Origin of the sequence: Rhodococcus sp. IC4_135 (genome assembly GCF_011602025.1) — a bacterium.
Lineage (GTDB): Bacteria > Actinomycetota > Actinomycetes > Mycobacteriales > Mycobacteriaceae > Rhodococcus_F > Rhodococcus_F baikonurensis.
Genome location: NZ_JAAOLG010000022.1, coordinates 15,896 through 28,107, shown reverse-complemented (window position 1 = coordinate 28,107; position 12,212 = coordinate 15,896). Strand labels below are relative to the sequence as shown.

Here is a 12,212-nt window from a genome sequence, read left to right as displayed (position 1 = left end):
GGCGCGCCAGCACGACGAGAAGGTCGATTGCCATGATTGTTGCCCACAGTACGTATTCGCGTCGCCTCGCCGACGAGGACAAGAGCCTGATCACAGAGCACCTTGCGTTTATCAAGCAAGGATTCGACGAGGGAACATTCGTCGCCGCTGGCCCCCGAAAATCCTCGATCGGCGGGGTCGTCGTCGCTCGCGGGATTTCCGAAGATGACCTCCGCGCGCTGATGCAGCAAGACCCGTTCGTCCGTGCCGGCCTCGTCGGCGAGTACGAGATGATGACGTTCGCCGTTTCGATGGCGTCGGTCGATGGACTGTTGGAGAAATAAGTCGGTTCTCGACGACAGACAGAGTAATGAGAACATTCGTGTCCGACGGATCGAACGGCCTTTTTCAGCCGATGAAAATCGGTGAAATCCCCGTGGGCAATCGCGTGATCATGGCTCCTTCGACGCGGCTGCGCGCCGAGCCGGATGGCCGGCCGGGGGAAATCGTTGCGCAGTACTACGCCCAGCGCGCCAGTATGGGGCTGATCGTATCGGAGGGCACTTTTCCCACCGAGGCGTCGCGCGGCTACTTGGGGCAGCCAGGTTTGGTCGACGATGTCCATCAGGCCGCCTGGGCTCGGGTTGCGTCGGCCGTCCATGATTCCGGTGGAAAGATCGTGGTGCAGTTGATGCACGCGGGCCGTCTCACGCATCCGGGCATAACGGGAGGCCGTGAGGTACAGGCACCGAGTGCGATAGCGGCCCCTGGTACCGCGCGAACCGAGGCGGGTAAGGAACGCTTTCCTGTGCCTGCGGCACTGACAACGGGGGCGGCGGCGGGTATTGCTGATCAGTTCGCCAGGGCGGCAAAGCGGGCCGTGGCCGCGGGTTTGGACGGGGTGGAGATCCACGCGGCAAACGGATATCTGCTTCACCAATTCCTCGCGCCGAACTCCAACCAGCGCACGGACAGATATGGCGGCTCACCGCGAAATCGAGCCCGACTGGTCGAGGAGGTTATCGACGCCGTCGGATGTGCAATCGGCCCAGGCCGGGTGGGACTCCGTATCTCACCGGGGCACGACGTGCAGGGAACGCTTGAGGTGGATCCGGCCGATGTGGTGGAAACCTACGGAACGCTCGTCGATCACGTGAGTCGCGCGGGCCTGGCGTATCTGTCGATTTTGCACGATGATCCAGAAGGAAGACTGGTCCAGGGACTGCGTCACCGTTTTGCAGGACCACTCGTTCTGAACAATGGATTCACTTCGGTCACAACGCTGTCCGATGCCTGTGACATGCTTCTCTTCGCGGGTGCCGATGCAGTAGCTGTCGGTCGCGCTGCGATAGCCAACCCTGACCTCGTCGAGCGGTGGCGCTACGGATGTAAGTTGAATGTTCCACGCCCCCAGACCTTTTACGTTGGCGGTCCCGAGGGGTACGTCGACTATCCGCGTCGTTGAGTGGACGCCGAGAACGAGGCCCGCACGATCACCGTGCGGGCATTCTCATGCCTCCGTCCAAACGAACGGTCTCGCCGTTCATGTAGTCGTTTGTCAACACCTCGTGTGCCAGTCGGGCGAATTCCTGGGCGTACCCGGCACGCTTGGGATAGACCGCACTTCTCGCCAACCTGTTCTTGTAGGCGTCGCCTTGCGGCAAGGAGTCGAAGATCGGCGTATCGAACAATCCTGGCGCGATCGAGTTGACTCGAATGCCGAATTCGGCGAGATCCCGCGCCATCGGCAACGTCATTCCGACTACGCCTCCTTTGGCTGCAGCGTACGGTGTCTGTCCGACCTGCCCCTCGAAGGCTGCAATAGAGGCCGTGTGCAGGATCGACCCACGCGTCGCTCCATCGGACGTCGGTTCGGACTTCGCCATGGCCGCGGCAGCGAGTCGAGCGCAGTTGTAGGCCCCGATGAGATTGACCTGAACTTCTCTCGCGAAGAAATCGAGCGGCAACGGGTCGAAGTTGGCAGATACGGTCCGGCGCTCTTGGCCGAAGCCGGCAGCGTTGACCAATGCTCGTAGAGGGCCCATCGTCACCGCGGTCTCGACTGCGGCCGCGACGGAGCGCTCGTCCGTGACGTCAGCTCGGCAGAAGCGGCCGCCGATGTCGCCGGCCACCGCCTCCCCCCGATCGGTTTGGAGGTCGAGAATGACCACCCGAGCCCCATGGTGCGCCAGCAACCTGGCTGTTGCCTCACCAAGGCCGGAAGCGCCTCCGGTGACAATGGCGGAAGATTCGCTGAGATCCATGACGCACGCCTCTCGATCAGTCAATGTAAGGCCAACTCTACGATCAACCTGACAGAAAAATCAACTATTTTTGTCAGAGGTTGCAAGCTGACATGCGGAGAGTAGACAGATTGGATAATCCATCGCGAATATTATGACTAAACAGTCAAGTTTCAACGCGGACGAGCCCTCGGAGTACTCGCTCGACTCGTACCCCTCGGATCGGTCTAGGGCGAGGCGAATCAGGTCTGCGATGCCGACGTGCTCGCGTCGGTGGAGGGTGAGACTCCGATTGCGCGCGCCCAGAGCTTTGTCAACGTGGTGACAGCACTCTCTTCGTCGTATTCGACACCGTGCACGAACCACAGGAGCGTGAAGTTTTCGACCATCCCACCCAGAATGCTCGCTGTGAGATCTGCGTCGAGGTCAGGGTCTGCGATTCCGCGTGACTGCAAGGATCGGATACCCGCTGCGTTCCTTCTCAGGAACGGCTCGCGTATCTGAAGTTTCAAGTCTCGAAAGTACGGCTCTCTGATAGCCATTTCCTCGATGACCGCAATCAATCGAGCGTTGCGCCTGGCGACGGCCAGATAGGTTCGATTGGCTTCCAGGATTCGGCTGTAGGGATCTGACGCGACATCGACGGAAGGCCTGGAGGCAGTGAACATTTCACCGGTGATGACGGTAAAGATTTCTCCGAGAATCTCTTCTTTCGTCTTGAAGTAGTGGTAGAACACCCCGTAGGACGTACCTGCCTGGGCGGCGATGTCCGAGATGCGGGCATCTCGAAAGCCCATCTGCTCGAACGTTTCACGTGCAGCATGGATCAACGCCGAACGGGTACGTCGGCCGCGAGCTGTGGACGGCGTTTGAACCGACGACGTCGACTGCCTACGGCTGACGATGGGCGACGGTAGCGGGGGAGAGCCGATTCGACGTGCCACTGAGCTCCTTCGGTTCGCGGCCCGTGGGTGTCATAATCGGCGTCGACGGGCGGGGTGGGCCGGTGTGAATGCTGCTGTCGATCCTAGGGTGTCGATAGTCGGGGCAGGACCACAAAGAGGGGGTCGTTCAGACGATCTCGAACAATCCGGCTGCCCCCATGCCGCCACCGACGCACATCGATACAACAACGTAGCGCGCGTTCCTGCGCCTACCCTCGATGAGAGCGTGACCGACCAAACGAGCGCCGGTCATTCCATAGGGATGCCCGACGGAAATAGCGCCGCCGTCGACGTTGTACAAGTCGGGGTCGATGCCTAGTCGATCGCGGCAATACACCGCCTGAGAGGCGAAGGCTTCGTTGAGTTCCCACAACCCGATGTCGTCGACGGAAAGGCCGTGCAAATCGAGCAGTTTCGGGATGGCCAGCACAGGCCCGATTCCCATTTCATCCGGTTTGCATCCGGCGACGGCGATACCGCGGTAGACACCGAGCGGTTCGATTCCTCGTCGCTGGGCCTCGTTCGCCTCCATCAGCACCGCTGCCGACGCGCCGTCCGAGAGTTGAGAGGAATTTCCGGCGGTCACTGTCGAGGTGGATGAGATCAAGCCGTTGGGGGTTACCGGTGCCAAGGCGGACAGTCCGGCTAAGGTGGTCGATGGTCTGTTGCCCTCGTCTCCGGTCAACGTGACTCGCTTTCGCTCGACAGCGCCCGATGACTTGTCAGCCAACATTTTGACCGAATCGAGCGGAACGATCTCCGCGTCGAAGCGGCCGTGCTCCTGTGCGTACGCGGTTCGCTGTTGGGACAGCAAGGCAAACTCGTCTTGTCGATCTCTGCTGACGGAGTACCGATCGGCGACTGTCTCGGCGGTATGCACCATGGGCATATAGATGTCCGGTGTGTGTTCTTCGAGCCAGGGATCTGTCGCACGGTAGAAGTTCTGGTGTGTGTTCTGTGCGAGTGAGATCGATTCGACCCCGCCCCCGACGGTGATCGTCATTCCATCGTGGAGTATTTGTTTGGCCGCAGTCGCGATAGCCATCAGTCCCGATGAACACTGGCGGTCGAGTGTCATTCCGGGAACGGAGTCAGGTAAGCCCGCACGAAGTATCGCTTGCCGTGCAACATTGCCGCCGGTGCTGCCTTGCTGTACTGCACACCCGAGGATGACATCGTCTATTTCGCCGCCGTGGACACCGGCGCGGTCGATAGCGTGAGTCAGCACGTGAGCAGCGAGATGCTGTCCCTGAGTGTCATTGAAGGCGCCGCGGTAGGCCTTGCCGATGGGTGTCCGTGCTGTCGAGACGACTACGGCTTCTCGCATGTTCTGAGCTCGCTTCTCTGGATGTGGCTCGATCGGTGGGCGTTCAGGCGTGGTAGCTGGTCGTGCCGGATCTCCCGACCACGATTTTCGGTACGACGGCGCGGGAAGAGAGTCGAAGCAGCATGTCCACCATCTCGACGATGTCGTTGACCCGAATCATCGATTCAGGAGGTATCCGGTCGTGCACCCAATTCGCCATATCGGTGTCCACGAATGCCGGTGCAATGGCGGTTGCCGTAACTCCGTTTCCCGACTCCTCGGCGTTGAAGGTCTCGACCAACGAGATCAACGCAGCCTTGGTTGCCCCGTAGACAGCCAGGCCGGCTTCGGCGTAGAGGCCGGTGATCGACGACAGCGCAACAACTTTGCTACCCCGATCGGGATTCGAGGCTGCCGCGGCGCGCAACGACGGCAGCGCGTGCTGAAGCATGGTCAATGGGGCACGCAGATTTATATCCAGGGTCTTGTTCAATCGCCTGAGCGGATACGAGTCGATGGTTCCGGACGAACCGAACCCGGCATTTAAAATGAGGGTATCGAGCGTCCCGAAATGCTCGGTATGGGTGATAACGACGTTGCTGGCGGCCTCGGGGTCTGCCAAGTCCCCGGCGGCGGCTACCACTGCATCGGCTCCCGCCGCGCGTAATTCCCGGGCGACCGAGTCGAGGTGTTCGGGATCGCGCGCGTTGATGGTGAGCCTGTGCCCTTGTTGTGCAAGGCGAGTGGCGATTCCAAGACCGATGCCGCGTGTGGCTCCGGTGACCAAGGCTGTGCGAATCATGATGATGACCCCTTCAGTGCGTGGAGTCCAGCAGCGATGAACTCGGGAACCGACTCCCCGGCTTTGTCGAAACCGTCGCCGATGGTCGCGCCCACCAAGAAACGGTGGTGGATGCCTTCGGCAATGACGGCGAGTTTCAGGTAGGCGAGCGCCATATAAAAGTTCCAGTGTGCGAGGTCACGGCCCGAGGCCAGTGAATAGCGTTGCGCGAGATCGTCTATCGACGGCATCCGGTTACTGGTCCACGCTGCCGGCTCGCCGATGACGAGGTCGAACGACGGGTTGCGATAGACACACATCGTGGCCACATCGGACAGCGGATCCCCGAGCGTCGACAGTTCCCAATCCACTACCGCGGCCACCCGTCCGACGTCGTCGAGACCGAGGATGGTGTTGTCGATTCTGTAGTCGCCGTGCACGATCGACGCTTCGGATTGCTGCGGGATGGAGTCGGCGACCGCTGTGTGCAAACGACTCAGATCCGTGCTCTCACGTGTCTTGACCCGTTCCCATTGCTTGGCCCACAGAGCAACCTGGCGAGTGAGGTATCCGTCCGGGCGACCGAACTGGCGGAGGCCGACGGTGTCGATGTCTACCTGGTGGAGCGCCCCGAGAATTCTCACCAACTCATCAACACACTTGTCGAGATCGATATCGGAGACATCGACGAGATCTGCTGTTGTCCGAACAACGCGGCCGTCGATACGCTCTACCAGGGTGAACGGCGCGCCGAGGATGGACACGTCCTCGCACAAGACGACCGTTCCAGCGACGGGTACATCAGTGTTCTGCAGCGCCGAGGTGATTGTGTACTCGCGGGCGACGTCGTGTGCGGACGGCGTCAGCCCTGCGGTAGGTGGGCGGCGCAGTACCCACCGCGAGGCGTCGTCGGAAAGGAAGTATGTCAGATTGGATTTGCCGCCCGAGATGAGTTCGGCCCGCAAATCGCCTCGCAGTGGCACATCGGAGTCGTTCAGGTACGTGCGCAATTTATGGAGGTCGAGTCCGCGATGTTCCGTGTCGCTCAAGAGGATGCACCGACCTTCTGGGCTGCTCCGATGGCGCGCCGTGCTATTGCCCAGCGGTGCACCTCCGATGCGCCGTCGTAGATTCGGAAACCACGCACCTCTTGCGCCAGCCGTGCCAGGGGCAGATCCCCGGACACCCCGAGGCCACCGCACATTTGAATCGAGCGATCGACAATTCGGAATACTGCCTCCGCGCCGAATGTTTTCGCGATCGAGGTCTCGTCGCCTGCATGCTCGCCCTGATCGAGTGCCCAGCACGCACGAATCAGCAGAGCTCGGGTTGCCGCGATGTCGATCTCGTTGTCGGCGACCATTTGCTGAATCATGCCGAGGCCACCGAGCTTGCCGCCGAACGCTTCTCGATGGGCAACGCGTTCGACAGCGATGTCGTGAGCGCGGCGTGCGGCCCCCAGCCACCGCATCACATGGGTCATCCGGGCCGGCCCCAGCCTGACCTGGACGTAACGGAACCCCTGGTCGACCTCACCGAGAACGCCGCTGTCGGGGACGAACAGGTCATCGAAGAACACCTCGCAATGGCCACCGATCATGGATTTGTCGGGGGTTTCGATGTGGCGCCCAACGGTCAGTCCGGCTACTACGGAGGGAGTGATGAACATGGTGGCGCCGCCGCGGTCCCCGGGGACACCAGCGGTGCGCGCAAAGATGATGAAGAAGCCGGCTCCCTCAGCGCCGGTGATGAAGTACTTGTGCCCGTTGATCTTCCATCCGCCGGGCACCTTGTCTGCGCGGGTGGTCAACGCGCTCGGGTCGGAGCCAGCTCCGGGGGCCGGTTCGGTCATGGCAAATGCCGAGCGCATCTCTCCGCGAGCAAGTGGCGCGAGGAAGCGCTCTTTCTGCTCTTTGTTCGCGATGTGATCGAGCATGTGTACGTTGCCCTCGTCGGGTGCGGCAATGTTCAACGCGACCGGACCGAACAGCGAGTATCCGCCTTCCTCAAAGACCGGTGCGCGCTCGACCATGTTCAGACCGTGTCCACCGTACTCGAGGGGGACGTGTGGACCGAAGACGCCGGCGTCCCGGGCCGCGGCTTGCAGTTTTTCGCGCAGTTCGTCGCCACCCGCAGCAGCGATGTCGCCGCGGTGAAAATCCTCGACAGGCAGCACAGTGCTTCGGGTGAATTCTCGGGTCTTCTCGACCAGTGAACTGACCTCGGGTGACATCGAGAAATCGGTCATGGTTGAACCTCCATCAACGGGATGCGACTCGCTGGACCTTTGTTGCGCAGCGAGCGCGAGAACATGTATTGCACGTGCTTTGGTGACGGTCAGGTTGTGGAGTCGGCACCGGACACAGCCCAGTACGGTGGCCTTTTCTCGGAAAAGGCGAGCATGCCTTCCTGCGCCTCCGGGGAAGCGAAGTAGGACGATGTCAGACTCAGCATTCGGTCGAATTGCTCTGCTAAGGCCGCCGCCGAGGGCCGCAGCATCTCCTTGACTCCGGCAATGGCGCCTGGAGAACCGAGCCCGATTGCGTCGGTGAGCCGGCCGACCGCGATATCGAGATCGTCAGCTGCGGTGACCTCGCTGATCAGCCCGATCCGAGCCGCGTGGTGGGCATCGAAAGTCTCACCGGTCAGGAACAGTCGATGCAGGTCTGCGGATGCCACGCGCAATCGAAGTGGCACGGAGATGACGGCGGGAACCACTCCGATCCTCGTCTCGCTGAAACCGAGCGTGACGGTGTCCACGGCGACCGCGAAGTCGCATGCCGCTACGAGCCCGATGCCTCCGGCACGAGCCGGGCCTCTCAGTCGAGCGATCACCGGCTTGGGGGAGGTCAACAGCATCGTGAGCAGATCGACGAGCTCCTGCCCGGACCGCGAGGTGTCGCCGGTTCGGGTCTCCTTCAGGTCTGCGCCGGCGCAGAACACCGAACCGGTGTGTGTGAGCACCACTGCGCGGGTGGCTTCGTCGTCGATGGCCGCGCGCAGGTGGCCGAGCAGATCGGCTCGAAGTTGTGCCGAGAGTGCGTTCCGGTTGTTCGGCGAGTTCAGAGTGACGACGGAGACTCCGCCTTCGGTCGCGAGGTGTACCAGTTCAGAATTTTGCCCAGGTGCGCTCATTGCGACGCCCTCTTGTCTTCCGAGGGAGCAGCATGGGGCGCGGACGGCGGATTGTCGATGAAGACCGCGGGGATGTCGTGATGGCGCGCGCGGACGAACTCGCCGAGGCCCTTCCCTTGCGAGTCGAGATTCAGGTTCGCCGCGACCCCTCGGCCGAGTAGTCCGACGATGGTCACTCCGCACGCGCGCAGATGCGGCAATTCCCACATACGTAGCGAGCACTGCGCCGCTTCTGGGATCAGAGCACGAATCGCGTCTTCGGTCCACCAGGATCTGAGCCAGCGGTGCCCCTGATCGTCGCGGGCCCACAACCCGAGGGTGGCGTTGCCGGCTTTGTCTCCGGACCGTGCCCCTAGGACAGTGCCCAGAGGACGGCGCACGGTCGGACCGAATGCAGTCACTTCCTCTTCACCAGCAGGCGCTTCGATCGCTTCTGCTGGCGGTGCGGTGGGTGCCGGTAGAACATTGAATTGCTTGTCTCCCAGCGTTACTCGCTGGCGGAAGGTATCGGCAGGCATCAGTGTCGGCCAGAATACGGTGACTTCGCTGCCTGCCGCCGGCGGAGCGGTGAAGTACAGGCCTGGATAGCTCGCGAGCCCAGTCTCGATCGCTGCCCTGGGGAATGCGCGTACCTTCTCCGGGGAGGCGTCCGTGACCGAGATGGTGAGCAGCGCAACGGCTTCGTTCATGCTCGCCGGATCGGACTTGTCGGCTCGGAGGAGTCGGACAGTGACTTTCTCGAAGGCGTCTTCGCCGCCAGCGATGTTGGCCCACATCGCGCGTTGGGCAAGCTCCGCCTTGGCCTCGATGTTCGCGCCGGTGAGCACGAACGTCACCTCGTTGCGCCATCCACCGGAGACCAGTGCGCCCACCTTGATCGTTGCGGGAGCCGCTTCGCCGCGTACTCCCGAGATCTGTACGCGGTCCGTGTCGAGCTGGGTGAGCCGGGCGGTGTCTAGCCGGGTGATGACGTCGGGGTTGGCGTATCGCGGTCCGTCGATCTCGTAAAGCAGCTGCGCAGTCACCGTTTCCACAGTCACTGCGCCTCCTGTGCCCGGGTGTTTGGTGATGACGCAGGAGCCGTCGGCGGCAATCTCGGCGATCGGGAATCCAATGTGGGCCATTCCGTCCAACTCGGAGAAGAACGAGAAGTTTCCGCCGGTGGCCTGGGCCCCGCACTCGATGACGTGTCCCGCGGTAACGGCTCCGGCCAACGCATCCCAGTCGGTCCTCGACCAGCCGAAGTGCCACGCGGCCGGGCCTACGATGATGGCTGCGTCGGTGACTCGGCCGGTGACGACGACATCGGCTCCGGCATCGAGCGCCTCCTTGATTCCCCAGGCTCCGAGGTATGCGCTGACGACGTCGGGTTCGCGGTCGATGTCGGCGAATGATTGCCCGCTATCGAGGTGTGGTGCGTCCCAGCCATTTCTGCGGGCAAGTGCGAAGGCGTCGGTGGCGTCGTCACCGTCGACGACGGCGACCCGGACGGTTCGGCCGGCGCTTTCGGCAATGCGCGTTATCTGCTCGGCGCAGGCGTGCGGGTCGAGACCGCCGGCGTTGGAGACGATCTTGATGTTCTGGTCCAGGCAGGTGACGAGCACGTCCTCCAGTTGCCGGACGAACGTGCGTGCAAATCCGGCGCCGGGGGAGCGTTTGCGTTGCTTGACGAGAACGCCCATGGTCAATTCGGCCAGCCAGTCACCGGTGAGGACATCGATGGGCCCGCCGTCGACGATCTCGCGTGCCGCGGCGAGGCGGTCGCCGAAGAAGCCGGAGCAGTTGGCTATCCGCAGGGGACGTGATGCGTTCATGAGGGATCCACCGCCGACAGTGTCACCAGAACGGTGTGAGCCTCGACGTATTGGCCTACCTCAACGTGGATGTGTTCGACGGTTCCGTCCACTGCCGCTGCTGCTGGGTGTTCCATCTTCATCGCTTCGACCGTGACCAGTTTCTGTCCAGCGGTGACGACGTCGCCGATCTCTACGGCGATGGCAACGACTGTCCCGGGAATGTCGTTCACTGGACCCAGCGCGGTTGCCGCTCCGGAATCGGGATCAGGGAGGCGAGGAGAACGCCGCCAGCCGGACTGGCTGCTCGAATCGTTGACCCAGATCGACTCGTCGGGATGGATGACGACTGTGCAGGGGTAATCGACACCGTCGTACTGCACTCGTACCGAGTCGGACGTGAGATCGAGGAGGCGAAACTCGTGCCGTGTCCCGTCTATCTCGACTTCGAGGTCGGCGTCCCCCGACCAACCATTCTGGTGGTAACCGATCTCGATGGCAGTGTCGTCTCCGAGACGGTGCCAGGTGGCGTGCGTGAGCGTCCGGGCGGCGAGCGTTCGGAATCCGGGACGGGCATGACCCCGCATCGGATCGTGCGCGGCGCGTCTCGAGGTGGACACCGCCACCGCCGCTGCGAGGTGAACCCTCTCGGCAGTTCTGGCTGCCGGATTCAGCAGGTAGGGATGACCGTCGAGAAAGTCGGTACGGGTGGCGCCGTCGAGGAAATCCGGATCGCGGAGCAGCGATGCCAGGAAGCTGCGATTGGTCGTGACACCGTGCACGTGAGTGGCGTCTATGGCTGAGGCGAGCGCGAAGGCAGCGTCGGTTCTGTTCCCGGCGTGAGCGACGATCTTGGCGATCATCGGGTCGTAGAACGGGGAAATCTCCGCCGGAGCGACGATTCCGTCCTCGTATCGAAGACCTATGCGGTCGGGATGGGTATAACGGTGCAACTGTCCGGGGGTCGGGAGGTAGTCGTTCGCAGGGTCCTCGGCGTAGAGTCGCACTTCGATTGCGTGCCCGTCGATTCGGACATCGCTCTGCTCGAATCCCAGAGTCTCACCACGCGCCACCCGCAACTGCAGTGCGACCAAGTCCATTCCAGTTACTTCCTCGGTGACGGGATGCTCCACTTGGAGGCGGGTGTTCATCTCGAGAAAGTAGAATCCCCCCGTCTCGTCGTCGTAGAGGTACTCCACAGTGCCGGCACCGACATAGCCGAGCTCACGAACCAGCGACACTGCGGTTGAACCCATTCGTTCGCGCGCGTCGGGTCCGATGACGGGCGAGGGTGCTTCTTCGAGCACCTTCTGATGGCGACGCTGAATGGAACACTCGCGTTCACCGAGATGCACGGCGTTGCCGTGCTTGTCGCCGAAGACCTGGATCTCGATGTGTCGTGAATACCGCAGGTACTTCTCAAGGAACACGGTCGAGTTGCCGAACAGATTCGCGCCTTCGCGGCGGGACGATGCCACACTGTCGACAAGGTCCTCGGAACGTTCGATCAGGCGCATGCCCTTACCTCCGCCTCCTGCTACGGCTTTGGCCAGCAATGGATACCCCACTTCGGCTGCTGCGCTCTCCCATTCAGAGGTGTCGTCCCCGGTGATAACCGCATCGGGCAGGACTGGCACGTCCGCTTTACGCGCCCATTCCTTCGCGCGGTCCTTGAGACCCATCACCCGCATCGATTGTGCGCTCGGGCCGACGAAGTTGATGCCGGCGGCTTCGCATGCCTCGGCGAATTCGGGATTCTCCGAGAGAAACCCGTAGCCGGGGTGAACGGCGTCGGCACCGGTGCGCCGTGCAGCGTCGAGAATCTTGTCGACTTTCAGATAGGAGTCGGCGCTGCTGGACCCGCCGATTGCGACGGCGAAATCGGCGTCAGTGACGTGCGGGGATCGCGCGTCCGGATCCGAGTAGACCGCAACGGTGCGAATTCCCATAGCGCGGGCGGTGCGAATGACACGCCGTGCGATCTCGCCGCGGTTGGCGACGAGCAATGTATTGATCGGTGTGTGGTTCACG

11 protein-coding genes are annotated in these 12,212 nt (G+C 62.3%); 2 read left to right on the top strand and 9 right to left on the bottom strand.

The annotated features are described in order from the left end of the window. The first annotated feature begins 32 nt into the window (after positions 1-32). Entirely contained in the window at positions 33-323 is a 291-nt protein-coding gene (locus G8767_RS27190; RefSeq protein WP_166812851.1) for a YciI family protein, read from the top strand. A 71-nt stretch (positions 324-394) separates the two neighbouring features. Then, entirely contained in the window at positions 395-1,444 is a 1,050-nt protein-coding gene (locus tag G8767_RS27185; RefSeq protein WP_166812941.1) for an alkene reductase, read from the top strand. 28 nt (positions 1,445-1,472) lie between these two features. On the opposite strand, the gene G8767_RS27180 is transcribed toward G8767_RS27185, so the two are convergent. The 9 genes from G8767_RS27180 to G8767_RS27140 form a co-directional block, all read right to left on the bottom strand. Then, positions 1,473-2,243: an SDR family oxidoreductase gene (locus tag G8767_RS27180; RefSeq protein ID WP_166812849.1), complete on the bottom strand. Its 771-nt coding sequence runs from the start codon at positions 2,241-2,243 to the stop codon at positions 1,473-1,475. Positions 2,244-2,464: 221 nt separating this feature from the next. Next, a complete protein-coding gene (locus G8767_RS27175) occupies positions 2,465-3,166 on the bottom strand; it encodes a TetR/AcrR family transcriptional regulator (protein ID WP_166812847.1) in 702 nt (233 codons plus the stop codon). 127 nt (positions 3,167-3,293) lie between these two features. After that, on the bottom strand, positions 3,294-4,493 hold the full coding sequence (locus G8767_RS27170) for an acetyl-CoA C-acyltransferase (RefSeq protein ID WP_166812845.1): 1,200 nt from the start codon (positions 4,491-4,493) through the stop codon (positions 3,294-3,296). Positions 4,494-4,536: 43 nt separating this feature from the next. Next, the gene (locus G8767_RS27165) at positions 4,537-5,274 is read right to left on the bottom strand and encodes an SDR family oxidoreductase (protein WP_166812843.1); all 738 of its coding nucleotides are present in this window, start codon (positions 5,272-5,274) and stop codon (positions 4,537-4,539) included. Beyond that, entirely contained in the window at positions 5,271-6,302 is a 1,032-nt protein-coding gene (locus G8767_RS27160) for a phosphotransferase family protein (protein ID WP_166812841.1), read from the bottom strand. The genes G8767_RS27165 and G8767_RS27160 overlap by 4 nt, the downstream gene beginning before the upstream one ends. Continuing rightward, complete coding sequence (locus G8767_RS27155; protein ID WP_166812839.1) at positions 6,299-7,501, bottom strand: acyl-CoA dehydrogenase family protein; 1,203 nt, start codon at positions 7,499-7,501, stop codon at positions 6,299-6,301. The genes G8767_RS27160 and G8767_RS27155 overlap by 4 nt, the downstream gene beginning before the upstream one ends. A gap of 89 nt (positions 7,502-7,590) precedes the next feature. Next, positions 7,591-8,388, bottom strand: coding sequence for an enoyl-CoA hydratase-related protein (locus G8767_RS27150; protein ID WP_166812837.1), 798 nt, complete (start codon positions 8,386-8,388; stop codon positions 7,591-7,593). Further along, on the bottom strand, positions 8,385-10,202 hold the full coding sequence (locus G8767_RS27145; protein ID WP_166812835.1) for an acyclic terpene utilization AtuA family protein: 1,818 nt from the start codon (positions 10,200-10,202) through the stop codon (positions 8,385-8,387). Before G8767_RS27145 ends, G8767_RS27150 begins: the two co-directional genes overlap by 4 nt. Beyond that, positions 10,199-12,211 carry a biotin carboxylase N-terminal domain-containing protein gene (locus tag G8767_RS27140; RefSeq protein ID WP_206029838.1) on the bottom strand — a complete coding sequence of 671 codons (2,013 nt, stop codon included), beginning with the start codon at positions 12,209-12,211 and terminating at the stop codon, positions 10,199-10,201. Before G8767_RS27140 ends, G8767_RS27145 begins: the two co-directional genes overlap by 4 nt. Position 12,212: the final 1 nt, after the last annotated feature.